The sequence below is a fragment of the Phocaeicola acetigenes genome, assembly GCF_027529745.1.
Taxonomy (GTDB): Bacteria; Bacteroidota; Bacteroidia; order Bacteroidales; family Bacteroidaceae; genus Phocaeicola; species Phocaeicola acetigenes.
Map to the genome: position 1 here is coordinate 46,571 of NZ_JAPZVM010000002.1, position 24,774 is coordinate 71,344.

General features: G+C 41.6%; 21 protein-coding genes. 12 read left to right on the forward strand and 9 right to left on the reverse strand.

Translation table 11 applies throughout. From position 1 onward, the window contains the following. Positions 1-96: 96 nt before the first annotated feature. From O6P32_RS02850 to pta, 5 genes are all read right to left on the reverse strand, one after another. Positions 97-1,239: an acyltransferase gene (locus O6P32_RS02850; RefSeq protein WP_269876693.1), complete on the reverse strand. Its 1,143-nt coding sequence runs from the start codon at positions 1,237-1,239 to the stop codon at positions 97-99. Positions 1,240-1,308: 69 nt separating this feature from the next. After that, entirely contained in the window at positions 1,309-1,878 is a 570-nt protein-coding gene (locus tag O6P32_RS02855) for a Crp/Fnr family transcriptional regulator (RefSeq protein WP_269876694.1), read from the reverse strand. A 766-nt stretch (positions 1,879-2,644) separates the two neighbouring features. Continuing rightward, the gene (locus tag O6P32_RS02860; RefSeq protein ID WP_269876695.1) at positions 2,645-4,507 is read right to left on the reverse strand and encodes a beta-N-acetylhexosaminidase; all 1,863 of its coding nucleotides are present in this window, start codon (positions 4,505-4,507) and stop codon (positions 2,645-2,647) included. A 203-nt stretch (positions 4,508-4,710) separates the two neighbouring features. Beyond that, a complete protein-coding gene (locus O6P32_RS02865) occupies positions 4,711-5,916 on the reverse strand; it encodes an acetate kinase (protein ID WP_269876696.1) in 1,206 nt (401 codons plus the stop codon). A gap of 33 nt (positions 5,917-5,949) precedes the next feature. Then, complete coding sequence (pta, locus tag O6P32_RS02870; protein WP_269876697.1) at positions 5,950-6,960, reverse strand: phosphate acetyltransferase; 1,011 nt, start codon at positions 6,958-6,960, stop codon at positions 5,950-5,952. Between the two features lie 235 nt (positions 6,961-7,195). On the opposite strand from pta, the gene O6P32_RS02875 reads away from it, so the two are divergent. From O6P32_RS02875 to O6P32_RS02890, 4 genes are read left to right on the forward strand one after another with little or no spacing between them, the layout of a single operon-like run. Then, a complete protein-coding gene (locus O6P32_RS02875) occupies positions 7,196-7,546 on the forward strand; it encodes a CidA/LrgA family protein (RefSeq protein WP_269876698.1) in 351 nt (116 codons plus the stop codon). Continuing rightward, a complete protein-coding gene (locus O6P32_RS02880) occupies positions 7,527-8,222 on the forward strand; it encodes an LrgB family protein (protein WP_269876700.1) in 696 nt (231 codons plus the stop codon). The genes O6P32_RS02875 and O6P32_RS02880 overlap by 20 nt, the downstream gene beginning before the upstream one ends. 10 nt (positions 8,223-8,232) lie before the next feature. Further along, positions 8,233-9,123 carry a DUF2156 domain-containing protein gene (locus tag O6P32_RS02885; protein WP_269876701.1) on the forward strand — a complete coding sequence of 297 codons (891 nt, stop codon included), beginning with the start codon at positions 8,233-8,235 and terminating at the stop codon, positions 9,121-9,123. Next, entirely contained in the window at positions 9,120-10,154 is a 1,035-nt protein-coding gene (locus tag O6P32_RS02890; RefSeq protein ID WP_269876702.1) for a GNAT family N-acetyltransferase, read from the forward strand. The genes O6P32_RS02885 and O6P32_RS02890 overlap by 4 nt, the downstream gene beginning before the upstream one ends. Here O6P32_RS02890 and cdaA read toward each other — a convergent pair. Together cdaA and folP are read right to left on the reverse strand one after the other, a co-directional pair. After that, positions 10,151-10,939: a diadenylate cyclase CdaA gene (gene cdaA / locus O6P32_RS02895; protein ID WP_269876703.1), complete on the reverse strand. Its 789-nt coding sequence runs from the start codon at positions 10,937-10,939 to the stop codon at positions 10,151-10,153. The two genes, O6P32_RS02890 and cdaA, sit on opposite strands and share 4 nt — an antisense overlap. A gap of 16 nt (positions 10,940-10,955) precedes the next feature. Next, the gene (gene folP / locus O6P32_RS02900) at positions 10,956-11,819 is read right to left on the reverse strand and encodes a dihydropteroate synthase (protein ID WP_269876704.1); all 864 of its coding nucleotides are present in this window, start codon (positions 11,817-11,819) and stop codon (positions 10,956-10,958) included. A gap of 116 nt (positions 11,820-11,935) precedes the next feature. On the opposite strand from folP, the gene O6P32_RS02905 reads away from it, so the two are divergent. Beyond that, complete coding sequence (locus O6P32_RS02905) at positions 11,936-13,222, forward strand: UDP-N-acetylmuramoyl-tripeptide--D-alanyl-D-alanine ligase (RefSeq protein ID WP_269876705.1); 1,287 nt, start codon at positions 11,936-11,938, stop codon at positions 13,220-13,222. A 103-nt stretch (positions 13,223-13,325) separates the two neighbouring features. Here O6P32_RS02905 and O6P32_RS02910 read toward each other — a convergent pair whose 3' ends face one another. Further along, entirely contained in the window at positions 13,326-14,120 is a 795-nt protein-coding gene (locus O6P32_RS02910; RefSeq protein ID WP_269876706.1) for an ABC transporter ATP-binding protein, read from the reverse strand. 4 nt (positions 14,121-14,124) lie between these two features. Continuing rightward, the gene (locus O6P32_RS02915) at positions 14,125-14,865 is read right to left on the reverse strand and encodes an MlaE family ABC transporter permease (protein ID WP_269876707.1); all 741 of its coding nucleotides are present in this window, start codon (positions 14,863-14,865) and stop codon (positions 14,125-14,127) included. A gap of 148 nt (positions 14,866-15,013) precedes the next feature. Here O6P32_RS02915 and lptB point away from each other — a divergent pair, with 148 nt between their 5' ends. From lptB to O6P32_RS02950, 7 genes are all read left to right on the forward strand, one after another. Further along, a complete protein-coding gene (gene lptB / locus O6P32_RS02920) occupies positions 15,014-15,817 on the forward strand; it encodes an LPS export ABC transporter ATP-binding protein (protein WP_269876708.1) in 804 nt (267 codons plus the stop codon). Between the two features lie 588 nt (positions 15,818-16,405). Then, positions 16,406-17,755, forward strand: a complete 1,350-nt coding sequence (tig, locus tag O6P32_RS02925; protein WP_269876709.1) for a trigger factor — start codon at positions 16,406-16,408, stop codon at positions 17,753-17,755. A gap of 209 nt (positions 17,756-17,964) precedes the next feature. Continuing rightward, positions 17,965-18,636, forward strand: coding sequence for an ATP-dependent Clp endopeptidase proteolytic subunit ClpP (gene clpP / locus O6P32_RS02930; protein ID WP_269877032.1), 672 nt, complete (start codon positions 17,965-17,967; stop codon positions 18,634-18,636). A 37-nt stretch (positions 18,637-18,673) separates the two neighbouring features. Then, on the forward strand, positions 18,674-19,927 hold the full coding sequence (gene clpX, locus O6P32_RS02935) for an ATP-dependent Clp protease ATP-binding subunit ClpX (RefSeq protein ID WP_269876711.1): 1,254 nt from the start codon (positions 18,674-18,676) through the stop codon (positions 19,925-19,927). A 140-nt stretch (positions 19,928-20,067) separates the two neighbouring features. Then, complete coding sequence (recQ, locus tag O6P32_RS02940) at positions 20,068-22,251, forward strand: DNA helicase RecQ (protein ID WP_269876712.1); 2,184 nt, start codon at positions 20,068-20,070, stop codon at positions 22,249-22,251. A 260-nt stretch (positions 22,252-22,511) separates the two neighbouring features. After that, positions 22,512-23,522: a LacI family DNA-binding transcriptional regulator gene (locus O6P32_RS02945; protein ID WP_269876713.1), complete on the forward strand. Its 1,011-nt coding sequence runs from the start codon at positions 22,512-22,514 to the stop codon at positions 23,520-23,522. A gap of 106 nt (positions 23,523-23,628) precedes the next feature. Further along, positions 23,629-24,774: an MFS transporter gene (locus O6P32_RS02950; RefSeq protein WP_269876714.1), complete on the forward strand. Its 1,146-nt coding sequence runs from the start codon at positions 23,629-23,631 to the stop codon at positions 24,772-24,774.

Below are 24,774 nucleotides of genomic sequence, written 5' to 3' on the forward strand. Positions count from 1 at the left end.
CTTATAAACAAACGAAAACAGGCAATTGGAATTTATCTTCCGGTTGCCTGTTTTTGTTTGCTGATTACGACTTTGCTTCCCATTCTTTTTTTTCCGCTATCCCATTATCCATTTTCCTATATTCCCCGATTTCCGGACAATATGAACAAAAGCCCATGTTACTGTTAATAACAGTATTGTACAGACAATCATTTTCAGCATGGTATGTATCGGAAGTGATTCTATCAACATATAGCACGGACCTAAAAACAGATAATGCGACATCCATATACCAAATGTACAGGTAGAGATGTTTATTAAAAAACGCTTGGCCTTTTGTGACCGGACTGTCAGTTTTTTGGCGGTCAGGAAGATAGGAAGTGTCATTAGCAGTACATTAGGGGTACAGTATGTAAAAAACAGCTCAACCAGTTCGACGGGTTGTCCGGGAGTTGCGGTTATCGATTTAAAACCAAAGAAAGTGATGCAATATCCTAAGATAAACGAAGGAATCCCTGTAAATGCTAATTTCTTCCAGCTTAAATCGGCCGGATGGTTTATGATATAGTATCCTAAAAGCAGGTAACCATTGAAACCGGCAAAATAATAGAGCAGTCCAAATTCATTCCACGAGCAGGTTCCCCATAGGTCTTTGGTGAGATATTCCCTTATATATGGAATAAATAGAGAAACAAACCAGACTATCAGAAAAAATCTTTGCTCTTTTACAGACGCCTGTTTCACCCATGCGGAGAAAATAGGCATATACAGGTATAGGCCTATCAGAAGATATACATACCACATCTGGATAGCAAAAGGAGAGAAGTTGAAAGGAATCATCAAAATGTGGTATAGGGATCTCATGAACGATTGATCCGGCTCTGCCCAAGCGAAGAAGTCGTTTATGACAGTAGGAGAGAGTCCAAGCAGCCCTGTAAACCATGGGAAAAGATTGTAAAGGACTGACCAGATTAAAAAGGGTATCACCACTCGGGTGAGTCGTTTGCTGTAAAAGGTAATGCTGTTTTGCTTCACAGGCAGGAGCAGGGCACCGGTGACCATTACAAACAGAGGAATTGCCGGACGCATGAATGAACCGTAGAAACTTCCCCAAAGGTTGTACCAAGGCTCCGAACGTTCGGCAGGAGTTACATTGTCGGTACAGTGGACTGCTATCATCATAAAGATGGCAATAAATTTTACGAGATCAAGCCAGATGATGCGCTTCTCGTCTTTTGTAGTCAATTGTTCCTTCATCATTTTTTTAGATGCAAAAATAACAGCAAGGGGAGATATACATTTTGACATAAGTCAAAATTCGAAAGAACTTTATTTCTCCGCTCTGATTCTGCTTAAGGTGGATAATGATATACCGAGAAAAGAAGCAATGTATCCCAATTTAACTCTTGAACAGATGTCGGGAAAGGTTTGGAGAAGTGCAGCATATTTTTCTTTTGCCGTCATGGTAAGATTGTCTATCCGAATGCACTGTATGGTAAGCAGGCATTCCTGATGGATTACTCTTCCCCAATTGGCAATTTCAATGTTCGTCTGATACAGTTTGTTCAAGACTTGTATGGGAATGGAATAGGCGAGAGTGGGTTCTATGGTTTCTACATATTCGAATCCTGCTTTATTATGATAGAGACAAAGCAGGCCGAAAGTAATGTCTCCTTCTTTAGAGAACCATGTAGTATGTTCCTGTCCGTCTATCAGACAATAGGAGCGGGTTAATCCTTTTTCTATGAAATATACATTGCGGTCGATGATTCCCCCTTGTATAATCAGATGTTTTGCAGGAAAATGTTGAGGCTTGAAGTGTCTGCAAAGCAGGTCTATGGATTCGTCGCTTACAGGGTAATAGCGTTTGATGCTCTTCTTGATGTTGTTTATTTCCATTATGCAGGATGGGTTGAAAGATAAGAAAGGTGTATTTTTCAGTGAATCGGCTTTAGTCTGTTTTTCTTTTACAAAGGTAGTGAATTCAATGATGAATCTGTTTGAGGAATCGGGAAAATATCCATTTGATAAATTGACAAAATGTCAAATCAAGGCTGGGAAAATCTGTGTTTTTAGGGAGCAAAGGAAAATGTCTTTGGAAATATCGCCAAAATTGAAGGTTGGTATGTCTTGAAATGTTGCATGTAAAGCTGTTTTTCTTTCGTTTTGTATGCTGAATGGTTATAATGATGCATGTGATGCTTTCGTTTCTATAGTATTTGTTGTTTTATGATAGAACGTGTTTTTTAATGTTTATCTCTCGGAAATTTATTGAAATAGTTAATAAATGTATTTATTACTAAAAATAGGTATATCGAACAGGGCAAAAACTTATTATTAGTAGCGTTGTCTTGCGTGAATAGTCGCGTTTGCATACGGTAATAGTCGCGTAAGCTATCGATACTTGTATCGTATAGGGAAAATCCTTGTCACAGATATTGCCGGAATTTGTCCTGTTTTTATGCTATAAAGCATGTATAGAGCGGTTTTTCGGCTTGTTTTCCTACCTTATATTTTCCTTGAGCAGCATTTTTGTTGTAAATGTGTGTTATTGAAAAGAGGATATTTCTATCTAAATGTATTATTAATGTCTTAAATGATAGCAAAAAGAAAAATCCGGAAAAGATAGTAAGAATCTTTTCCGGATTTTCTGAGAAAATAAATTTTATTGTCTGAAAGCAGCTTTTATTTCTTCATCGAAAGAGAATGTTTCACTCAGTTTCCCTTTACGCATTGCTTTTGCCTTTACTACCGTAGTACTGTCTGTTAAAGTAAACGGAGAGGTATACAGGGTAGCAGTGCTGTCAGGCTCAGTTCCATCGGTTGTATAATATACCGGCACTTTGTCGAAGGTGGCTAATGAAACGGTCGATTTTCCGTTTTCCTGAGCCGATGAAGCCTCCAGTGTTACGTCGTAAATATCCGTTTTGTAATGGTATCCTTTTGCGGTATATAGTTCCAGCATATGCGGCAGGCGGGACAGGAAGAAGTCGAAATTCTTCTTGTCCGGATTACTCCATTGCAGTTCGCTCAGTGCGGCAATGCGCGGCATCATCTGCCATTCCATTTTGGTGCTGTCTTTGGTCCATTCGGTCCAGATACAGGCCTGTACCCCGATAATACGTTCCTTTTCTTCCGTATTCAGTTCCTCGAACAACGGATTGAAGTTGTATACTCTTCCGATACTTTCCACACCTTTCAGCTGGTTGTATCCCGGATTGCTGAAATAGAGGTGACTGATGGGGCAGACAATTGTCTGGTGACCTTCGCGGGCAGAGCGGATGCCGGCTTTGACTCCTGTCCATGCCATGACAGTTGTGCTTGCCGTAGGGTGTCCTTCCAGTACTTCGTCCCATGCCAGTACCTTACGTCCGCGTGCGGTGATCTCTTTCTCAACTTCCGCCATGAAGTAGGACTGGAGCTGGTTTTCCTTGGTACGTTCGGGACTGTCTTTTAATCCTAACTCTTTGATTTTTGCCTGGCACTTCGGGCATTTCTTCCATTCTTTCTTGGGGCATTCATCTCCTCCTATGTGGATATAAGGACCGGGGAAAATATCCATTATTTCGTTTATTACATCTTTGGCAAACTGTAAGGTCTTTTCATTTCCTCCGCACAGTACTTTGTCGAATACTCCAAAGCGGGTGGCAACTTCGTATGGTCCTCCTGTACATCCCAGTTCAGGGTAAGAAGCAAGGGCGGCGAGCATATGGCCGGGCATATCAATTTCGGGTATGACGGTAATAAACCGTTCGGCTGCGTAAGCTACTATTTCGCGTGCCTGTTCTTGTGTATAAAATCCTTTTACCGGAGTGCCGTCGTATTGGTCGGAGTTGCGTGCTACGATGGTTTCCTTGCGAACAGAACCTACTTCAGTAAGTTTGGGATACTTCTTTATTTCAATACGCCATCCCTGATCTTCGGTCAGATGCCAGTGAAAATAATTGATATTATGCAATGCCAGCATGTCGATGATTTCTTTCAGGTAGTCGACAGAGAAAAAATGTCTGCCTACATCTACCATAAATCCTCGGTAAGGCAGGTTGGGATAATCTTTTATCATACCGGCTGGCAGAGAGGCTAAGGTTTTTCCCTGAGTAATAGGAAGGGCTTTGTGGATGGTCTGGATGCCGTAAAAAACACCGGCTTCGGTTGCTCCTTTTACCTGTATCTGGCTGGAGTTGATAAGAAGTTCGTATCCGTCCTGGTGAGGAATTGTACTGTCTACGGACAAAATAATGCAATTCTTTCCGCTCTGTGTGGTAAGACCGACTTCTGTTCCGGTTATTTCTTTGATGTAAGAGGCCAGGAAGTGTGCTGTACGTTGCAGCTTTTCATTATCGGCCGGGTAACAGATTTTGGTGGAAGAGTCGATGACGAAAGGAGAATCCTGAGTATATTCCGTTACTTCTTGTGGGAGAGGAATTACATTCAGATTTCCGGTACTGATGTCTTTTTGTGAGCAAGACATGAGGCTGCACAGTAAGGCTGTGCCGAGTGCCCATTGGGCAATGAAATGTTTTTGCATAACAGATGGTTGTTGGAGTAAAATTAAAACATAATGCAAAGTACGTATTTTTATTGTTGCGGGCAGTACAAATGCAGTTATTTTAATTGATTATTTTGCAGGGGAAAGAAAATGAGGGATGAGACACAGTGTAAATAAAAAATCCGGCTATACCTTACGGGGTAGCCGGATTTTTGTAGGAAGAATCTTTCTTAAAAGATTACTTATTTGTTAAGATTGTTTAAGATGTCCATTGTATCTGTAGCAATCATCAACTCTTCGTCTGTAGGGATAACTACAACTTTTACCTTAGAGTCGTCTGTAGAAATGATTGCTTCTTTGCTACGTACTTTGTTGCGTTCCGGATCCAGTTTTACACCCAGGAAGCCTAATGTTTCGCAAGCTCCCCAGCGGGCAGTAGCCTGGTTTTCACCCACACCACCAGTGAACAGAATTACATCTACACCACCCATTGCTGCTGCATAGGCACCGATGTATTTTGTGATGCGGTAGAAGTACATTGCTTCTGTACGTTTAGCCAGTTCTTCACCTCTTGCTGAAGCATCTTCCAGTTCGCGCATGTCGCTTGAGCGGCGGAAAATACCCAATACACCACTTTTCTTGTTCAGGATGTCAGACATCTGGTCAGGAGTCAGACCTTCTTTTTTCATTAAATATAAGATAGCACCGCCATCGATGTCACCACAACGGGTACCCATCATCAGACCTTCCAGCGGAGTAAGTCCCATACTTGTATCAATACATTTACCGTCTTTTACAGCTGCGATAGAACCACCGTTACCGATGTGGCAAGTGATGATTTTAGAACCTTCTACCGGAATATTCAGGAATTCGCACACACGTTTTGCAACGTAGCGGTGTGAAGTTCCGTGGAAACCGTAACGGCGGATACCGTACTTTTCGTAATATTCGTAAGGAATCGGGTACATGTAAGCATGTTCCGGCATAGTCTGATGGAATGCAGTATCGAATACGGCAATCTGAGGAATGTTAGGCAACAGCTCTTTTACAGCATAAATACCTTTCAAGTTGGCTGGGTTGTGAAGCGGACCCAGGTCACAGCATTCTTCAACAGCTGCGATTACAGCGTCATCAATCAGTACGGAACCACTGAATTTTGTTCCTCCGTGCAGTACGCGATGACCTACAGCATCAATTTCTTCCAACGATTTTACAGCTCCGAATTCAGGGTGAGTCAGTGTTTCGAAAATAAACTGTACACCGGCTGTATGTTCCTTGATGTCTCTTTCGAGAATTTTCTTCTCTCCGTTAGGCAATGTAATTTTCAGGAATGAGCCTGGAAGATTGATTTTTTCAAGTCCTCCTTGAGCGAGAACTTCCTTGTTGGTCATTTCAAACAGTTTGTACTTGATTGAAGAACTACCACAGTTGAGTACTAATACTTTCATATTTGTTTTTTACGGGTTTTTAAAATTGATAAGTTACTGAGCTTTGGCAGCGATAGCCTGGTTTGCTGTAATGGCAATCATTTTGTAAACATCGTCGATAGAGCAACCGCGAGACAAATCGTTTACCGGACGTGCAATACCCTGCAAGATAGGACCGATAGCAGTTGCATGTCCCAGACGTTCTACCAGCTTATAAGAGATGTTACCTACTTCCAGACAAGGAACAACCAATACGTTTGCCTTACCTGCAATAGGAGAACCCGGTGCTTTGCTTTCGCCAACTCTTGGAACGAGAGCAGCATCAGCCTGCAATTCACCGTCGATCTTCAGTTCCGGATCTAATTCTTTAGCCAATTTCAATGCTTCCACTACTTTGTCTACTACTTCGTGTTTTGCAGAACCTTTTGTAGAGAAGCTCAACATTGCAACGCGCGGATCAATTCCTGCTACCGCCTGTGCTGTACGTGCTGTACAAACAGCAATCTGTGCCAACTGGCTTGCATCTGGAACCGGAGTCACGGCTACGTCACCCATTACCAATACACCGTTGTCACCACATTCAGGAGCGTGAGTCAGCATCAGCATTGCACCTGATACGCAAGTGATACCCGGAGCTGTTTTGATAATCTGCAATGCCGGACGTAATACGTCGCCTGTAGTGTTGCGTGCACCGGCCAACTGTCCGTCTGCATCGCCTGCTTTGATAATCAAACAGCCAAGGAACAATGGGTTCAGCACCAGTTTACGTGCTTCTTCGATAGTCATTCCTTTTTTCTTGCGAAGCTCGCACAACAGTTGTGCATATTCTTCTTGTTTCGGATGATTTTCCGGATCGATAATGGTAGCCTTATGAATGTTACCCAAGCCCCATTCTTTGGCCAAGTTCATAATTTCATCAGGATTACCCAAGAGAATCAAGTCGGCTACACCATCTGTCAGAATCTGATTAGCAGCCTTTAAAGTACGTTCTTCAGTTCCTTCCGGAAGCACAATGCGCTGTTTGTTTGCTTTAGCGCGTTCTACGATTTGACTAATTAAGTCCATAAATATTTATTTTAAATAGATTATTGCTTATTGAATAAATCGTTATGAAGTTTTGTTTCACTTTGCAAAGGTAGGTATTTTTGCAATATGTAGTTTGCAAAATCTGAAATATTTGAGATTAAAGTATGCTAAATCTCTTTCTTTAAAAACTTGGAAAGGAAAAATGAGGGCATTTATGAATAGGTTGTAGATGAAAGTATAACTTTGCATCAGTTTTCAATAAAGTTTTTAAGGTATGATACGTCAATGTTTTATTCTTTTCGGATGTCTGGCATTGGGCGAATTGATTGTTTATCTGACAGGAGTGAAGTTGCCGTCCAGTATTATCGGCATGCTGCTGTTGACTCTTTTCCTCAAACTGGGCTGGGTAAAGCTGCACTGGGTGCAGGGATTGTCTGATTTTCTGGTCGCTAATCTTGGATTTTTCTTTGTTCCTTCCGGTGTGGCGCTGATGTTGTATTTCGATATTATTGCAGCACAGTTCTGGCCCATCGTCATTGCGACTTTTGTCAGTACCGTATTAGTGTTGGTAGTTACAGGTTGGGTTCATCAGTTAGTGCGTAAGTATGGATTTTTTAGAAAATGAGTTTTTTCTGCTGGCTATCACATTTGGAGCCTTCTTCTTTTCCAAATTGTTGCAGAAAAAAACAGGATGGGTGTTGTTGAATCCTATTCTGATAGCGATAGCTTTGTTGATTTGTTTTTTGAAGGTAAGCAATATATCGTATGAAAAATATCATGAAGCCGGCGGTCTGATTGAGTTTTGGCTGAAGCCTGCTGTGGTGGCATTGGGAGTTCCTTTGTATTTACAATTGCGTATGATTAAAAAACAATTGCTCCCGATTATTGTTTCTCAATTAGCGGGATGTGTGGTGGGACTGGTTAGTGTAACCATCATTGCTAAGGTGATGGGAGCTTCGCCTGAGGTTATCATGTCATTGGCACCAAAATCGGTTACTACTCCGATTGCCATGGAGGTATCGAATGCAGTAGGAGGAATTCCTTCTTTGACTGCTGCGGTGGTGATTGTAGTAGGACTGTTTGGAGCTATTTGCGGATTTAAGGTATTACAGGTAGGCCGGGTAGGAAGTCCTATTGCACAAGGTTTGTCGATGGGAACCGCTTCGCATGCAGTGGGTACATCGCGTGCCATGGAAGTCAGCGGAAAGTATGGAGCCTATGCCAGTCTGGGACTGACCTTGAACGGAATTCTTACAGCTTTGCTTACTCCTACTATCTTGCATTTGTTAGGTTTATATTAAAACAGATTTTATGATTGCGTTCAGACCGATAGAAGTCGAAGACAGAGAAAGAGTACAACGTTATACACTGAAAAGCAAGCGCCGGAACTGTGATCTTTCGTTTGCCAATTTATATAGCTGGCGTTTTCTGTATTGTACACAGATAGCCGAAATGAATGGCTTCCTGCTGTTCCGTTTTTATATGGAAGACGAGCGTGCTTATATGATGCCGGTGGGTGAAGGAGATGTTCGTCCGGTTATTGAGGCTTTGATGGAAGATGCGCAGACCGGTGGTAAACGGTTCCTGCTGGCAGGGGTATGTGCTGATATGCGCTCGGAATTGGAAGATGCTTTTCCGGGAAAGTTTGTCTTTACTGCCGATCGGGATTATTTTGATTATATTTATCTGCGTTCGGACCTTGCTACATTGCGAGGGAAAAAATATCAGCCTAAACGTAATCATATCAACCGATTCAAAAGTGCTTATCCGGATTATGAATATAAGTCGTTGACTCCTGAGTTGGTTGCAGAGTGTCTGCGACTGGAAAATCAATGGTGTAAGGCAAACGACTGTGCAGAGAATGAAGCGCTGCAAGCAGAGAGGAAGTCGATGACGGCTGCTTTGGCTGCTATGGAAGAATTGCAGTTGACCGGTGGTGTACTACATGTGAACGGGAATATTGTGGCATTTACCTTCGGAGCTCCAATTAATGATGAAACCTTCGATGTATGTGTAGAAAAAGCCAATACTGATATTGAAGGTTCGTATACCATGATTAATAATGAGTTTGTGAGCAGGCTGCCGGAACAGTATATTTATATTAACCGTGAAGAAGACTTGGGACTGGAAGGGCTTCGGAAAGCTAAACTGTCTTATCAGCCCGATACGCTTCTTGAAAAGTATATAGCCGAATTAAAATGAGCATCAAGGAACAAGTCAAGGCACTTTGGAAACTCTGCTTCGAGGATACGGAAGAGTTTGTGGATCTTTATTTCCGTATGCGTTATACAGACCGTATCAATCATGTGATAGAAGAGGGGGGGAAGGTAATAGCTGCCTTGCAGACAATACCTTATCCAATGACATATGGTGGAGAATTGCTTCCGGTTTCTTATATCTCGGGAGCCTGTACACACCCCGATTATCGCAATCAAGGAAGTATGCGAAAGTTGTTGCAGCAGGTACATCGTCGTATGTTCGATGAAGGGATTTGCTTCAGTACTTTGATTCCAGCAGAAGAATGGCTGAAAGCTTATTATGCTCGTTCCGGATATGCAGTTTGCTTTCGTTACGGAGTAGAAAAAAAAGTTATTAACAGGTCTATGCAACCTGTTGATAACGGAAAATCCTTGTGGAATGTCTGTGAGGCAGACCCTGCATCTTCTTCTTTTGCAGAAGTTTATAAATTCTTTAATGAACGAATGCTTTCGCGTTCGTGCTGTATACAGCATACATTAGATGATTTCAAAGTAGTATTAGCCGATTTACACCTTTCCGGAGGAGGCTGCTGGGCGGTTCGTGATGCAGACAGATGGGTAGGGATGGTTTGCTGTGTACCCCATTCTCACAGTCTTGAAGTAAAAGAAATACTGTTGGATTCCGGTGTTTCTTCCGATGAAGTCCTTGCTTTATTGGCTATGCAATACGGTAAAGAGACAATCGAAATTGTGAAACCCTCCTCGTCTTCTTTACTGGATTTGGGAATGGCGCGGGTGATTCATGTTGAAACTTGTCTTAGGCGATATGCACAAATACATCCTGATGAAGTACATTGTATATATGTAGAGAACGATGAGGCTATTCCGGAGAACAAAGGGTATTATTTGCTTGAAGGAGGAACATGCCGACGCTTGTCAGAGATTCCTCAAATCTGTACAGTCTATACCATTGCAGAATTGACAAGTTTTCTTCTGAAGAATGAGTCTCCTTATATGAGTCTGATGCTGAATTAAGAAGCAGATGTTTCGTCGGTATTAGTAAGCATGCGTTCCAGTTCTTCTGCATTCAGTTTCAGATAAAATTCTCCTTTGTAGGCGATTGAGATACCTCCGGTTTCTTCGGACACAATAATAGCCATGGCATCTGTCTCCTGAGAGACACCTAATGCTGCCCGGTGGCGCAATCCCAGTTCTTTCGGAATATTCAGATTGTGCGATACGGGAAGAATGCACCCGGCCGCTTTAATCCGCTTGTTGCTGATAACCATCGCTCCATCATGCAACGGACTGTTTTTGAAAAAGATATTTTCTATCAGGCGTTGGTTGATATTGGCATCGATGAGGTCTCCTGTCCGTACAATGTCGTCCAGTGGAAATTCCTTTTCTATCACAATCAGAGCACCTACTTTTCCTTTGCTCATATTCAGACATGCCATTACAATCGGCATGATATCTTCTTTTTGTGTATTTTCCTTGCGGTTGCCTTTCAGGAAGCGAAGAAAGCTGCTGGTGCGGTGACGTGAACCTAATGTCAGAAGGAAGTGACGCAACTCGTCTTGAAACAGGACAATCAGTGCAATGACTCCTACGCTGACCAACTTGTCGAAGATAGACCCTAACAGACGCATCTGCAAGACTTGCGATACGATGACCCAAATGACGATGAATACCAGAATCCCGATAAAGACATTGATGGAACCGGAAGATTTCATCAGTTTGTAAGTCTTATACAGCAGGAAAGCCACCAGTAAGATGTCGATGATATCTTTTACACTTATTATATTAATATCGAAAGGCATAAGATGAATCGTGTTTTTATAAACTTGCAGATGATTGTTCTCTCATGGCAGTGGTAAGCCGTACTGCCTCTACCGCTTCTTTCACATCGTGTACACGCAATATGTTGGCTCCCTTCATCAGGGCAATGGTATGCAGTACTGTCGTACCGTTCAGTGCCTCTTCGGGAGTAATGCCCAACAGCTTATATATCATCGATTTGCGGGATACTCCAACAAGCAGAGGCAGCTCAAATATCGCAAACTCTTCCATCTTGTTCAAGAGTTCGTAATTATGCTCAATGGTTTTACCAAATCCGAATCCCGGGTCGAGGATAATATCTTTCACTCCCATATCGCGCAGACGCTGTACCTTTTCAGAAAAATAGTACAACACTTCACGCAATACATCTTCGTAATGCGGATGCTGCTGCATGTTTTGGGGAGTTCCCTGCATGTGCATCATAATATAAGGCACTCCCAGACGTGCAATGGTAGAAAACATTTCACTGTCCATATTTCCTGCAGCAATGTCGTTTACGATGGCTACTCCGTATTCTTCTACACACATGCGTGCTACATCGGCACGGAATGTGTCGACCGACAGAACAGCATCGGGATGCTCCCGTCCGATAATCTCCAGTCCGTTCCGAAGCCGCTTCATTTCTTCTTCTGCACTGATGTGTTCGGCATTGGGGCGCGAAGAATATGCACCTATATCGATAATGCTGCCTCCTTCTGCAAGAATCTGCTGTGCACGTGCGGCAATTTCTTCTTCGGTCTGCTTCCGGCTACCGGCATAGAATGAATCGGGAGTTACATTTAAAATTCCCATCACTTGCGGGCACGATAAGTCCATCAGCCTGCCGTTTACATTAATATATCGGGCAATACGGTGTTTCATGTTACAATGTGTCATTAACAGTGATGCAAATGTACACACAATTATTTATTTATTACTGTTCTACGAACGATTTTTCAACTATCTTTGTCCCGAAAATAACGCTTAAAAAAAGTGATATGGAACTGTCAGAATTATATACACGCTTTCAGGCTTGTAATGGAGTAACTACCGATACACGCCGTTGCACCGAAGGCTCTTTATTCGTAGCATTGAAAGGTGCTACCTTCAACGGTAATGCGTTTGCTGCCCAAGCGTTGCGTCAGGGATGCCGTTATGCCTTGGTAGATGAGGCTGAATATGCCACAGAACCGAATATTATCTTAGTAGACGACTGTCTGCATACTTTACAGCAGTTGGCCAACTATCATCGCCGCCGTTTAGGAACACGTATTATAGGTATTACAGGAACTAACGGAAAAACTACAACAAAAGAACTGATTGCTGCAGTCTTGAAGCAGAAGTTTACCGTGCATTATACACAAGGCAATCTGAACAATCACATCGGTGTGCCTCTTACCCTGTTGCAGTTGACAGAGAAAGATGATATTGCAGTGGTTGAAATGGGAGCCAATCATCCCGGAGAAATCCGTACCCTCGTACATATTGCAGAACCTGATTATGGAATTATTACCAATGTAGGAAAAGCTCATCTGGAAGGATTCGGCTCTTTCGAAGGGGTAATACGTACTAAAGGTGAACTCTATGATTTCCTGCGTGAAAAGGGTGGAACTACTGTGTTTGTGCAACATGAAAATCCTTACCTGAACAAACTGACAGAAGGATTGCAGTGTGTGTATTACGGACAAGAGCCGGGGCTATATGTAAGTGGAGAAGTAAGCGGTTGCTCTCCTTTCCTTGCTTTCTGTTGCACAACCGATGGCCAAACACACGAAGTACAAACTCATCTGATTGGTACTTATAATCTGGACAATGCCTTGGCAGCCATTGCCATTGGGCGCTATTTCGGAGTAGACGCTGAATCGGCATGTCGGGCTATCGAAGAGTATGTTCCACAGAACAATCGTTCCCAACTGGTAGAAACCTCTGCCAACAAACTTATTGTAGATGCCTACAATGCCAATCCTACCAGTATGATGGCCGCTTTGGAGAATTTCCGACGTATGGAAGTACCACACAAGATGGTTGTGCTGGGCGATATGAAAGAATTGGGAGAAGGCAGTCACGAAGAGCATCAGAAAATAGCAGATTATCTGATGCAGTGCGGTATAGAACGTATTATATTGGTAGGAAATGAATTTGCCAATACCTGTCACGAAGGCTGCTGTTATGCGTCGGTCGATGAGGTGATAGCCGCATTCAGCCAGAACAAGCCCGAAGGATATTATATTTTGATAAAAGGGTCGAACAGCATGAAACTCAGCCGTCTTCCGGAATACCTTTAAAAGAAGAACCGGCAGATAATAAAAAGCAAAGGAGATACAAACAGCTTATGCAAAGAAACGATGCAGCAGTTTGTATCTCCTTTTTTTATGTCGTAGCACTATACTATTTAAGTGCGTTTCTCATCGATGCCAATTGTTCTTCTTTTATTCCTTCGTCTTTTACCTTTCTCAGCAAATCCGATGCAAAGATAAAGTTGTTCAGGCGTTCGTTTGTAGCAGAGAAAACCTCGTGCTTTGTGCCTTCCCACTCTTTTTTTCCCTGATAGATATACAAAATACTGTCGCCGATTCCCAATACCGAGTTCATGTCGTGTGTATTGATTACCGTAGTCATGTTATATTCTGTAGTGATATCATGTATCAGTTCGTCGATAACCAGCGAAGTCTTCGGGTCGAGTCCGGAGTTAGGCTCGTCGCAGAACAGATATTGCGGCTGCAGCACAATGGCACGTGCAATTGCCACACGTTTCTGCATACCTCCACTGATTTCGCCAGGGTATTTATTCTGTGCATCCAGCAAATTGACACGGTCCAGACAGAACTGTGCCCGTTTTATACGGTCGCGGTAGGTGTCATTCGAAAACATATCCAGCGGAAACATCACATTTTCCAGTACCGTAAGCGAGTCGAACAACGCGGCACTCTGGAAAATCATTCCCATTTCCCTTCTCAATGTTTTCTTTTCCTTCTTTCCCATATCGAGCAAGTTACGTCCATCGTACAGCACCTTACCCTGTTCGGGAGTAAGCAGTCCCACGATACATTTCATCAGTACCGTCTTTCCGGAACCACTTTGTCCGATAATCAGATTGGTCTTTCCGTTTTCGAAAGTATAATTGATGTCGTTCAGTACGGTACGTTCTCCGAACGACTTGTAAACTGATTCGAGTTGTATCATTCTTTTAACTGAGTAATTGAGTAAGTATTAAGTCGGAAAATAAAATCAGTACACTGCTCGATACCACCGAGTCTGTACTTGCCTTTCCTACGGCAATGGAGCCTCCCTCCACTGTATAGCCGAAGTAAGCCGATACGCTGGCAATGATAAACGCAAAGAACAGCGATTTGATAAAGCTGCACCATACATACCACTCCACGAAACTATATTGGAAACCGAATTCCAAATCGGTTGCATTCGTAATCCCTGCAATCCATGCAGTACAGAACGCTCCTATTACTCCGGCAAAAATGCTGAAAATTACCAGTATCGGAATCATAGTCATCAGACCCAGAATCTTGGGCAGGATAAGATACGAAGCCGAGTTGATACCCATGATGTCGAGTGCGTCAATCTGCTGGGTAACCCGCATGGTACCTATTTCTGAAGCTATGTTCGAGCCGACTTTTCCTGCCAGAATCAAACACATGATAGACGATGAAAATTCCAGCAGCAGGATTTCGCGGGTAGTATATCCTACTACGAAGCGAGGCATCCACGGGCTCTCGATGTTCAGCTTGATTTGAATACAGATTACGGCACCGATAAAGAAAGAAATCAGCAACACAATGCCGATGGAGTTGATTCCCAGCTGTGCCATCTCGTTGACATATTGTTTGAAATAGACCCGAAACCGTTCCGGGCGGGCGAAAACTCTGCCCATTAACATTAGATACTTTCCTAATGTAGTGATTGGTTTAACCATATTGTTACAGAATATTTTACTGCAAAAGTACGTTTTTTAGCAATATTATCCTAAAAGGCCGGATGAATTTCGGACGAATGACCACATAACCCAAGATTTTTACTACTTTTGCCGTAAATACAGAATGTTTATTTCTACAAGCAAACTTATGGCAGAACAAGCAAACGAAGTATTTCAGCTTCCTTCGGACGGACGAATGGTGCTCCGTACAGAAAATTTGGTGAAGAAGTACGGTAAGCGTACGGTGGTAAACCACGTTTCCATCAATGTGAAACAGGGAGAGATTGTAGGGCTGTTGGGACCGAACGGTGCCGGAAAGACTACTTCCTTTTATATGACCACTGGTCTGATTGTGCCGAATGAGGGACATATTTATCTCAACGACTTGGATATTACATCTTATCCGGTATACAAGCGTGCGCAGAGTGGCATCGGCTATCTGGCGCAAGAGGCGTCTGTGTTCCGTAAGATGAGTGTGGAGGATAATATTGCTTCTGTACTCGAGCTGACCAATACCTCGAAAGAGTATCAGAAAGAAAAGTTGGAGAGTCTGATTGCCGAGTTCCGCTTGCAGAAGGTGCGCAAGAACCTGGGCGACCAGTTGTCCGGAGGTGAACGTCGTCGTACGGAGATTGCCCGCTGTCTGGCCATCGACCCGAAGTTCATCATGCTCGACGAACCCTTTGCCGGTGTCGACCCGATTGCCGTAGAAGACATTCAGCACATTGTCTGGAAGTTGAAAGATAAGAACATCGGTATTCTGATTACCGACCACAACGTGCAGGAAACCTTGAGTATTACCGACCGTGCCTATCTGCTGTTCGAAGGAAAGATTCTGTTTCAAGGTACCCCCGAAGAACTTGCCGAAAACCAGATTGTGCGTGAAAAGTATTTGAGTAACAGTTTCGTCTTGCGCAGAAAAGATTTCGAAGCAAGAGAAATCAGAGAATAACAGTAGAAAGAGATAAAGAGCCCTGTGTTTGTTTGGATGAAATAGACAAATATAAAAATATGCAGGTCTCTTTGTCTCTTTTTATCGCCGAAGGGGATATCAGGCTATATCGTATTGTGTATTTGCCTTTGGAATGCCTGAATTTATAGGGCTTGATACCGGCTGTAAAGTCTTTCGCTATTTGTTTTATTCTTTATCCGGCGTCGTCGGCTCTGTATCCGACGTTGTTGTATCTGTATTCAGCACCGTTGTTTTCATAAACACCGTCGTCGATTATGGAAGTCAAAAGATTGCGGAACTGCATCTTTTCAGTATGACATAAGCCTGATATTTTAATATCGGTTTATACTTATAAAAATGAATTTTGGGGAAGATGTCAAAGAAAAAAAGATGTATAGTCTGCTGTCTTTCTTCAGAAAATGGAAAAACAATTCCGATGACAATTCTTGAAACAGATAGTGATAAGGCAAACTTTGAATAAATGTTTTTTTTAATCAGACATTTTGGTTATTGAAAGATTAAACATTATTTTTGCAGCCTGTTTCTATAGAGAGAAATATAGTAATAATTAAATAAATAAGTCAGGAAATGAATATTTCATTGCAAAACGTAGACAAAGTAAGTGCTGTACTTACTGTTCAGATTGAAAAAGCTGATTATCAGGAAAAAGTAGAAAAAGCACTGAAAACTCTCCGTCAGAGAGTAAATATGCCGGGATTCCGTAAAGGTATGGTTCCTATGAGCTTGGTGAAAAAACAGTTCGGAACTTCTGTATTGGTAGAAGAAGTAGATAAACTGATGCAGGAAAAAGTAAACGAATACATCCGTGAAAACAAAGTGAACATGCTGGGTACTCCGCTGCCGAAAGAAAACGCAGTAGATTTTGCTACAGAAGAAAACTTTGAATTCTCTTTCGATATTGCATTGGCTCCTGAATTCAATGTAGAACTTTCTGCAAACGATACAGTAGACTACTTTGATATCACTGTAGCTGACGAAATGGTAGAACAGCAGGTGAAGATGTACGCTCAGCGTAACGCAAAATACGACAAGGTAGACGAATATCAGGATGGTGACATGCTGAAAGGTCTGTTGGCTGAATTGGATGAAAACGGCAACACAAAAGAAGGTGGCGTACAGGTAGAAGGCGCTGTGATGATGCCAAAATACATGAAGAACGACGACCAGAAGGCTATCTTCAACGGTGTGAAGACTAACACTGTATTGGTATTCAACCCTGCTACTGCATTCGATAACAACGAAGCAGAATTGGCTTCTTTGTTGAAAGTTCAGAAAGAAGACGTTGAAAACCACAAGGGTAACTTCAGCTTCCAGGTAGAAGAAATCACTCGTATGATTCCGGGTGACTTGAACCAGGAGCTGTTCGACTCTGTATTGGGCGAAGGAAAGGCTCACAGCGAAGAAGAATTCCGTGCACAGGTGAAGGAAGCTATCGCAAAACAGTTTGAAGCTGACAGCGACTATAAGTTCCTGATCGATGTTCGTACTTATTTGACTAACAAAGTTGGTAAGTTGGAATTCGCTGACGAACTGATGAAGCGTATCATGTTGGAAAACAACAAGGAAAAAGGCGAAGAATTCGTAGCAGAACACTACGAAAAGAGCCTGGAAGAACTGACATGGCACTTGATTAAAGAAAAATTGGTTGCAGCAAACGAAATCAAAGTTGAACAGGCTGACATCAACGAAATGGCAAAAGAAGCTACTCGTGCTCAGTTTGCTCAGTATGGTATGATCAACGTACCTGATGAATTGCTGGACAACTATGCAAAAGAAATGTTGAAGAAACGCGAAAGCGTAGAAGCTTTGGTAAACCGTACTATCGAAGCAAAACTGGCTGAGGCTTTGAAAGCTCAGGTTACTTTGAACCGTAAAGAGGTTTCTGCTGAAGAATTCAACAAAATGTTCCAGGACTAAGAATGGGTTGATGAGTATCTTGAGTTCTTAGGTGATTGAATTTGGCAAACACGTAAGAGTGCCAGACTTGAATACTTGGAAACTCAAGAACTTAAAAACTAAAACAAAACATACGCAGAGACACGGAGGCCCAGAGTTATTCTTCGAAGAAAAACGAACTCTGCGTCTTTGTGTCTCTGTCTTTTTTTAATTAATCACACATGAAAACTATGGACGATTTCAGAAAGTATGCGACCAAGCATTTGGGTATGAGCAGCATGGTACTTGATGACGTGATCAAGTCGCAGGCTGGTTATCAGAATCCCTATATTCTTGAAGAACGCCAGTTGAATGTAACACAGCTGGACGTATTCTCCCGACTGATGATGGACCGTATCATCTTTCTTGGTACGCAGATAGACGACTATACGGCAAATACCTTGCAGGCACAGTTGCTGTATCTTGATTCTGTAGATTCAGGCAAGGATATTTCTATTTATATCAACTCTCCGGGCGGTTCTGTATATGCCGGACTGGGTATTTATGATACTATGCAGTTTATCAGCAGTGATGTGGCAACTATCTGTACCGGTATGGCTGCATCAATGGCTGCGGTGTTGCTGGTAGCTGGTAAGGAAGGCAAGCGTTCGGCGCTGACTCACTCTCGTGTGATGATTCACCAGCCGATGGGAGGCGCACAGGGACAGGCTTCGGACATCGAAATTACTGCCCGCGAAATACAGAAGTTGAAAAAAGAACTTTATACCATTATTGCAGATCATTCGCATACAGAGTTCGACAAGGTTTGGGCTGACTCTGACCGCGACTACTGGATGACTGCCGAGGAAGCGAAAGCATACGGAATGATAGACGAAGTGCTTTCACGTAAACCGGGTCTATAAGAAGTGAATAAAAGAATCGCTTAAAACAGAAATAACGTTGGAAGATAATAATAAATCATCGAAAGGAAAGAGACGTTGTAGCTTCTGCGGGCGTTCGGAAAACGAAGTTGGATTTCTGATTACCGGAGTAAACGGATGTATTTGTGACAGTTGCTCGGAACAGGCTTATGAGATTGTGAAAGAAGCAATGCATCAGAATGCATCGTCGGCTGCCGGAGACTTGAATCTGAAGGAACTTCCGAAACCTAAGGACATCAAGGAGTTTCTCGACCAGTATGTGATTGGACAGGATGACGCAAAACGCTATCTTTCGGTAGCGGTATATAATCACTACAAGCGTTTGCTCCAGCCTAAAGACCAGAATGATGTGGAGATTGAAAAGTCGAATATCATCATGGTGGGAAGTACGGGTACCGGAAAGACTTTATTGGCGCGTACCATTGCAAAACTGCTGCATGTGCCGTTTACTATTGTAGATGCTACTGTGCTGACAGAGGCTGGTTATGTGGGGGAAGACATTGAAAGTATCTTGACTCGACTGTTGCAGGCTGCTGATTATAATGTGGAAGAAGCGGAACGGGGAATTGTGTTTATCGACGAGATAGATAAAATAGCCCGCAAGGGAGACAATCCTTCCATTACTCGCGACGTGAGTGGAGAGGGTGTTCAGCAGGGCTTGCTGAAGTTGCTGGAAGGCTCGATTGTAAATGTTCCTCCTCAGGGAGGCCGTAAGCATCCGGAGCAGAAATTGATTCCGGTAAATACGAAGAATATTCTCTTTATTTGTGGAGGAGCATTCGACGGTATTGAGCGTAAGATTGCGCAACGACTGAATACGAATGTGGTAGGGTATAGTGCTGCAAAGGAAACGGTAAAAGTCGACCGTAATAATCTGATGCAGTATATTGCACCGCAGGACTTGAAATCGTTCGGTCTGATTCCGGAAATTATCGGCCGTTTGCCTATCCTTACTTATCTGAATCCTTTGGACCGTACAGCTTTACGGAATATTCTGACAGAACCGAAGAACTCAATCATAAAACAGTATATCAAACTGTTCGAAATGGATGGAGTGAAACTGGAGTTCGAACCTGAAGTATTTGAATATATTGTAGACAAGGCTGTGGAATATAAATTGGGAGCACGTGGACTGCGCTCAATTGTAGAAACCATTATGATGGATACAATGTTTGAAATTCCTTCTCGGAAAGTTGATACATTCACCGTGACGCTGGAGTATGCCAAAGAACAGATGAATAAGGCCAATTTGTCTCGTTTGCAAATGAGCTGAGAAGAGAGATTTGTAGAGAAAAATATATTTTTTCAGTAAAATATTATCCCGAATATTTGTGTAATATCGAAAGTTGTTTATAACTTTGTTAAAGTAGACATGAGCTATTTGCAACTAAAATTCACAAAATATTAAGGACAATGACGGAATCTATCAATTTAACGGAGCAACTGAAGCGGTATTTCGGCTTCGATACTTTCAAAGGAAATCAGGAAGCTATCATTCGTAATTTGCTCGCCGGAAAGGATACTTTTGTTCTGATGCCTACCGGTGGCGGCAAGTCGTTGTGTTATCAATTGCCCTCTTTGTTAATGGAGGGAACGGCAATTGTTATATCTCCGCTAATTGCCCTGATGAAGAATCAGGTGGATGCCATGCGAAACTTCAGTGAAGAAGATGGTGTGGCACATTTCATTAATTCGTCGTTGACAAAATCGGCAATCGATCAGGTGAAGTCGGATATAGTAAACGGTAAGACCAAGTTGCTGTATGTGGCTCCCGAATCGTTGACGAAAGAGGAAAATGTGGATTTTCTGAAACAGGTAAAAATCTCTTTCTATGCCATTGATGAGGCACATTGTATTTCGGAATGGGGACATGACTTCCGTCCGGAATATCGGCGTATACGTCCTATCATCAATGAAATAGGTAAAGCTCCGGTGATTGCTTTGACTGCAACGGCTACCCCGAAAGTGAAGATGGATATCCAGAAAAACTTAGGGATGACGGATGCGGTAGAGTTCAGATCATCGTTTAACCGGCCGAATTTGTATTATGAGGTTCGTCCGAAAACAAACAGCGTAGATAAGGAGATTATCAAGTTCATTAAGCAAAATAGTGAGAAGTCGGGAATTATCTATTGTTTGAGTCGCAAGAAAGTAGAAGAATTGTCGGAAGTGCTGCTGGCAAATGGTATCAAGGCTCGTCCTTATCATGCCGGAATGGATGCAGCTACACGAAATGCCAATCAGGATGCCTTTTTGAAAGAAGACATTGATGTGATTGTAGCTACCATTGCTTTTGGTATGGGTATCGATAAGCCGGATGTACGTTTTGTGATTCATTACGATATCCCAAAGAGCCTGGAAGGGTATTATCAGGAAACCGGACGGGCTGGACGAGATGGAGGTGAAGGTATTTGCCTTGCATTCTATTCGAATAAGGATTTGCAGAAACTGGAGAAGTTTATGCAGGGAAAACCGATTTCGGAACAGGAGATAGGGCGACAGCTTTTACTGGAGACTGCAGCTTATGCAGAATCATCTGTTTGTAGAAGAAAGATATTGCTACATTATTTCGGGGAAGAATATACTGAAGATAATTGTGGAAATTGTGATAATTGTTTAAATCCGAAAAAACAAGTGGAGGCGCAAGATTCGTTGTGTGCAGTGATTGAAACAATCATTGCTGTAAAAGAAAACTTTAAGCAAGACTATATAGTGGATGTGCTGCTCGGAAAAGAAACTTCTGAGGTTCTGGCACACAAACATGAAGAGCTGGAAGTGTTTGGCTCCGGTATGGGAGAGGAAGACCGATTGTGGAATGCGGTAATCCGACAGGCACTGATTGCTGGGTATTTGACAAAAGATGTAGAGAACTACGGGCTGCTGAAAGTAACTCCTGAAGGACATAAGTTCTTGAAGAAACCGAAATCGTTCAAGATTGTAGAAGATGCGGATTTCGATGAGGAGGAAGCAGAAGAAGTTCCTATGCGAAGTGGTGCTTCGTGTGCGGTAGACCCAGCATTGTTCTCAATGCTGAAGGATTTGCGTAAAAAAATGTCGAAGCGTTTGGATGTTCCTCCTTATGTCATTTTCCAAGATCCGTCTTTGGAAGCAATGGCAACGATTTACCCTGTTACTTTAGAAGAGTTGCAGAATATACCGGGTGTAGGTGCTGGAAAGGCAAAACGCTATGGACAGGAATTCTGTGAGCTGATTAAGAAGCACTGTGAAGAAAATGAAATTGACCGTCCGGAAGACTTAAGAGTACGTACTGTTGCCAATAAGTCGAAATTAAAGGTTTCGATTATTCAAAGTATTGACAGGAAAGTGGCTCTCGATGATATTGCAGTGGCAAAAGGTATTGAATTTGGGGAATTGCTGGATGAGATAGAAGCAATTGTTTATTCGGGTACTAAGCTGAATATCGACTATTTCTTGAACGAAGTGATGGATGAAGATCATATGTTGGACATCTATGATTACTTCAAGGAATCAACTACTGATAAGATAGATGATGCGATGGATGAATTAGGCGCAGATTATACTGAAGAGGAAATTCGTCTAGTGCGTATCAAGTTTATCTCAGAGATGGCTAATTAATAAAATAGCTTCGAAAACACTCTTGTTTTCGGGTGATAATATAAACTGCGTAGTAGTCTTGGGTTGTGTAGACAACAGGCAAGATTGCTACGCAGTTTTTATATTTGATGTGAGAATATCTTTGAGCTTATTGAAAATATGTGATAAATAATGTTAAAATGAAAAATAAAGTAATACTATTTATCCGGTTAAAATAAAATATCTCTATATTTGTATCAAACATTAACCTTGGTATTTTGAAGTAACTGATAACAACCGATATGAGCGTTTCTATTAAGGATATTGCCAATGCGCTGAATCTGTCAAAAGCTACTGTTTCCTGGATCTTGTCAGGTCAAGGAGAGAGTAAGGGCTTTAGTGAAAAGACGATTAAGCGGGTAAAGGAATATGCGAAATCGGTTAATTATCGTCCAAATCTTGTTGCACGTAGCCTGTCTTTAGGTTTTTCGAAAACATTGGGGCTTGTGATTCCTTTTTTACGAGACTCTTATTATGCCCAAATGGCTTATTATATAGAAAAAGAAGCTGCAAAGAATGGTTATTCTTTAATTGTATGTAGTTCTGAAGGGGATGGAAATAAAGAATATGAGTTAATTTATACGTTAATAGCAAAAAGAGTAGATGGGCTGATTATTGCTCCTACTAAGACTGAAGTAAAAGGGATTAAGTATTTACAAAAATTGGATATTCCTTTTGTGTTAGTTGATCGATATTATCAGAATATGGAGACTAATTATGTGATTGTGGATAACTTTGGAAGTGCTTATGAACTAGTTGAGGCTTTAGTAAATAAGGGGGCTAAAAAAATAGCTACTTTGGTAACAGATGCTCATCTTTTTGTAATGAAACAGCGTGTAGAAGGTTATAGTGCAGCATTGCGTGAGGCGGGAGTGAAAGAGGATTTCGCATTAAAAGTCTTTGTAGATAGACAAAACTATAGGGTTGATATAGATGAAAAATTAGATTGTCTTTTTCGGGAAGTACCAGATGTGGATGGCTTTTTCTTTACAACACATTATTTAGCGATGGCTGCAATCCGTTATATGGTGAAGCGTGGTGTTGATTATCATCGTTTTAAAATGGGAGTTTTTCATACGATGGCAGGGCTTGATGTATTAGCTCCGGAAATGGCTGCTACGGTGTTTCCTATAGAAGAATTAGGTGCAGAGGCTGTTGATATTTTATTGGCTAATATTCGTGAAGGAAAGGATTTCGTTTTACAAGCTAAGGTATTGCAGAATACTTTTTTGCCTAGTATAGGGGACGAGTAATTTTTTTCTTATATTATTTAACCGTTTAAATAGGTTTGTCTTTGGTAATGATAAAATATATATGAGGTAATTAAGCTTTGTTAATATTATAATACTGAAAAATACAATGAATATTTCTGAGAAATTTAAAATGGCATATCTACTGCCTGTTTTTATTGCTTTTTTTGTAATGGGTTTTGTAGATATTGTAGGAGTATCTACAAGCTATGTAAAAAGTGATTTTGCCTTAAATGATACATTGGCAAATTTATTGCCAATGATGGTGTTTGTTTGGTTTGCAATTTGCTCAATACCTACAGGAGTACTTATGGGAAGGATTGGCCGTAAAAAGATGGTTCTTTATAGTTTGGCGTTGACTTCTCTGTCGATGATTCTTCCTTTATTAGGTTATTCTTTTCCTGTAGTACTTGTAGCATTTATGCTACTGGGTATTAGTAATACTATGTTGCAAGTATCATTAAATCCATTGTTAATGGATATGATACGGCCAGAAAGAGTTACAAGTATGATTACGTTAGGAAATTTTGTGAAAGCAATTTCGTCAACGTTGGGACCGTTAATTGTAAGTATGGCCGTTGGTAAATTCCAGAACTGGCATTTGATATTTTCGGTTTATGCAATACTTTCTTTGTTTTCTTTTTTATGCTTACTACCTGTTCGGACAGAAGAAACAAAGTTTGTAGAAATTCAAAAAGGAATATCTAGCATTTGGGGATTACTCAAATCGAGTAAAATGTTGCTTATTTTTTCTGTGATATTGTTGAGCGTTGGATTTGAGATAGGTCTGATGACAACAGTTCCAAAATATTTAGTAGAAAGATGTTCTTCTCCTATTGCAGAAGCAAGTATTGGATGTAGTGTTTATTTTGTGGGACGTACACTGGGGACTTTTTTAGGTAGCTTTTTATTTACTCGGTTCAATGCTAAAAGGATGATGACCTGGAGTGTATTGGGAGGAATTATATTTATGGGATTATTTCTCATTTTAAGTAATTTGATAGGAATGATGGTACTTCTTTTCTTTATTGGATTGACTTGTGCCAATATTTTCCCATTTGTTTTTTCTCAAGGGTTACAAACTAATCGTGAGAAGGCAAATGAGGCTTCTGCCCTGATGATTATGGGAGTCGCTGGTGGAGCTATACTTCCGGTTTTTATGGGGATGATGGCTGATGCAAGTAACCAGTGTTTCAGTTTGTTGCTTCCTCTTGCTGTGTTGGTATATATTTGGATTGCTTTATATAAAATTTAA

Coding starts and splice junctions, on each gene's coding strand:
- O6P32_RS02915 (WP_269876707.1), bottom strand. CDS start 14,865: ATGGTTAAACCAATCACTACATTAGGAAAGTATCTAATGTTAATGGGC.
- O6P32_RS02880 (WP_269876700.1), top strand. CDS start 7,527: ATGGATTTTTTAGAAAATGAGTTTTTTCTGCTGGCTATCACATTTGGA.
- O6P32_RS02850 (WP_269876693.1), bottom strand. CDS start 1,239: ATGATGAAGGAACAATTGACTACAAAAGACGAGAAGCGCATCATCTGG.
- O6P32_RS02875 (WP_269876698.1), top strand. CDS start 7,196: ATGATACGTCAATGTTTTATTCTTTTCGGATGTCTGGCATTGGGCGAA.
- pta (WP_269876697.1), bottom strand. CDS start 6,960: ATGGACTTAATTAGTCAAATCGTAGAACGCGCTAAAGCAAACAAACAG.
- O6P32_RS02945 (WP_269876713.1), top strand. CDS start 22,512: ATGAGCGTTTCTATTAAGGATATTGCCAATGCGCTGAATCTGTCAAAA.
- folP (WP_269876704.1), bottom strand. CDS start 11,819: ATGAAACACCGTATTGCCCGATATATTAATGTAAACGGCAGGCTGATG.
- recQ (WP_269876712.1), top strand. CDS start 20,068: ATGACGGAATCTATCAATTTAACGGAGCAACTGAAGCGGTATTTCGGC.
- clpP (WP_269877032.1), top strand. CDS start 17,965: ATGGACGATTTCAGAAAGTATGCGACCAAGCATTTGGGTATGAGCAGC.
- tig (WP_269876709.1), top strand. CDS start 16,406: ATGAATATTTCATTGCAAAACGTAGACAAAGTAAGTGCTGTACTTACT.
- O6P32_RS02950 (WP_269876714.1), top strand. CDS start 23,629: ATGAATATTTCTGAGAAATTTAAAATGGCATATCTACTGCCTGTTTTT.
- lptB (WP_269876708.1), top strand. CDS start 15,014: ATGGCAGAACAAGCAAACGAAGTATTTCAGCTTCCTTCGGACGGACGA.
- O6P32_RS02860 (WP_269876695.1), bottom strand. CDS start 4,507: ATGCAAAAACATTTCATTGCCCAATGGGCACTCGGCACAGCCTTACTG.
- O6P32_RS02855 (WP_269876694.1), bottom strand. CDS start 1,878: ATGGAAATAAACAACATCAAGAAGAGCATCAAACGCTATTACCCTGTA.
- O6P32_RS02910 (WP_269876706.1), bottom strand. CDS start 14,120: ATGATACAACTCGAATCAGTTTACAAGTCGTTCGGAGAACGTACCGTA.
- cdaA (WP_269876703.1), bottom strand. CDS start 10,939: ATGCCTTTCGATATTAATATAATAAGTGTAAAAGATATCATCGACATC.
- O6P32_RS02865 (WP_269876696.1), bottom strand. CDS start 5,916: ATGAAAGTATTAGTACTCAACTGTGGTAGTTCTTCAATCAAGTACAAA.
- O6P32_RS02890 (WP_269876702.1), top strand. CDS start 9,120: ATGAGCATCAAGGAACAAGTCAAGGCACTTTGGAAACTCTGCTTCGAG.
- O6P32_RS02885 (WP_269876701.1), top strand. CDS start 8,233: ATGATTGCGTTCAGACCGATAGAAGTCGAAGACAGAGAAAGAGTACAA.
- O6P32_RS02905 (WP_269876705.1), top strand. CDS start 11,936: ATGGAACTGTCAGAATTATATACACGCTTTCAGGCTTGTAATGGAGTA.